The sequence below is a fragment of the Arthrobacter sp. Br18 genome (genome assembly GCF_000520555.1).
In the GTDB taxonomy this organism is placed as follows: Bacteria; Actinomycetota; Actinomycetes; order Actinomycetales; family Micrococcaceae; genus Arthrobacter_D.
The window spans coordinates 1-1,781 of sequence record NZ_KI914898.1 but is presented as its reverse complement, the minus strand read 5'-3'; the positions used below and the strand labels follow the sequence as shown (position 1 = coordinate 1,781).

1 protein-coding gene, 1 pseudogene and 1 riboswitch are annotated in these 1,781 nt (G+C 66.1%); of the genes and pseudogenes, one reads left to right on the top strand and one right to left on the bottom strand.

The features are described from left to right. Positions 1–40: 40 nt before the first annotated feature. Positions 41–880, bottom strand: a complete 840-nt coding sequence (locus Y704_RS0117080; protein WP_026551006.1) for a C40 family peptidase — start codon at positions 878–880, stop codon at positions 41–43. A 3-nt stretch (positions 881–883) separates the two neighbouring features. Then, positions 884–1,086, bottom strand: a riboswitch (cyclic di-AMP (ydaO/yuaA leader). 134 nt (positions 1,087–1,220) lie between these two features. Here Y704_RS0117080 and Y704_RS0117070 point away from each other — a divergent pair. After that, a pseudogene (locus Y704_RS0117070) lies at positions 1,221–1,781 on the top strand (HAD-IC family P-type ATPase); the annotation flags it as partial.

Here is a 1,781-nt window from a genome sequence, read left to right as displayed (position 1 = left end):
TTCAGGACGCCTGCCGCTTCCTCAGCCTAGGTGATGCGGATTAGCTCACGCGCACGAAGGAGGAGCCGGGGAGATCGGAGAGGTCGTGCTCGATGGTCAGGTTTGCACCGTTCATGCCACTGCTGATGACCTTGCCGCCGCCGACGTAGATCGCAATGTGGCCGGGTCGGATGACCAGGTCACCGGGGGCGGGGGTTCCCACGGTGGTGCCGTACTGGTAGAACTGCGTGGGGCCGAGGTCTCCCACGTTCTTACCGATGGAACGCAGGGCTTTTTCGACCAGGATGGTGCAGTCCTGGATGGAGCCGAGCTGGGCGTAGGCCGAAGCCACGATTGCCGCGCCGACGCCGCTGGAAGCAACGGCCGGGGCCGGAGCTGGGGCAGCGACCGGGGTGATGGCGCTGGAGGCGAAGGACACACCGGACTGCGCCTGGACAGGTGCAACTGCTGCGGCGGGAACGGTGTAGGAAACTTGGGTTGCCGGTGCTGCGGCGGGAACCGCTGCAGGGCTCACTGCTGCTGCGGGGGCGACGGAGGCGCTACCGGAGACCTTGATCTGCTGTCCGGGGTAGATCACGGCGGCGTAGGACAGGCCGTTCTGCGCCAGGACGGTGTTCAGTGCCACACCGTAGCGGGCCGAGATAGCGCCCAGGGTGTCGCCGGCGGCGACGGTGTGGGTGCCAGCGGCTGGAGCTGCAGCTACGGGCGCCGGCGCCTGGGCTGCGGCGGTGTTCTCGGCGTAGGTACCGGCCTGGGCAACCATCATGGCCGGCTTGCCGACAGCCACAGCGTTGGTCTTGGCCGTGTAGGCCAGTCCAGCCAGTGCTATGGAGTGGGTAGGGGTGGCGCGGTGGCGCGCAGAAATGGGCGTACGTGACATGGTTGTTTGCCTCTCCCATGCCTGCGGGGTGAGCTGTCGGGTTCGGATGGGAGTCACCCGGCCGGTTCGCGCTCACAACCTTCAAGAGCGAATCGACTTAACCCCAAGGGCCACTTACTGGCCCGGTGGAAACGTGGTTCCCCCGTTCCTGCCACCTGGAATGCAGACGGACCCCGGTCAGTGGCAGGACTCGGCATTCTGCCCGGGAGTGTTCCAGCTGGTGCTGAGAACACTCGACGACAATACCCCCGCGAGGTATGAAATGTCACATTCCGGTAACAGCACCAGGGAGACCGGGCACCTATAGGGGAACACATTGAAGGCTCTGTTGAACCTCGGCGCGAAAGACGCGACCGTGAAGGCTCTGTTGAACCTCGGCGCGAAAGACGCGACCGTGCTGCGGGACGGCGTGGAAGTCAAAGTCCCGGCAGGATCCCTCACCCCGGGGGACGTGTTCGTGGTGCGCCCGGGAGAGAAGATCGCGACCGACAGGTTCATCGTCGAGGGCCGCAGCGCGATCGATACGTCCCTGATCACCGGTGGGTCCGTGCCAGCCGAGGTCGGCCCCGACGACACGGTGACCGGGGCGACGATGAACACCAGCGGGCGTTTGCTGGTCAAAGCGACTTGGGTCGGCAGCGAAACGACCCTCGCCCAGATGGGCCGGCTGGTCAGCGCCACGCAAAGCGGGAAGGCGCCCATTGCCCGGCTCGCGGACCGCATCAGCGCCGTGTTCGTGCCCATCGTCCTGGTCATCGCGGTCGCCACGTTCATCCTGTGAATGATTTTCACCGGGAACACGTCCTCTGCGTTCACTGCCGCGGTGGCCGTCCTGGTCATCGCCTGCCCGTGCGCCCTGGGGTTGGCAACACCGGTGGGCCTGCTCACCGGAACCGGTCGG

Excerpts from the sequence above, each read along its gene's own strand:
- Y704_RS0117080 (WP_026551006.1), bottom strand. The coding sequence starts at position 880 with ATGTCACGTACGCCCATTTCTGCGCGCCACCGCGCCACCCCTACCCAC.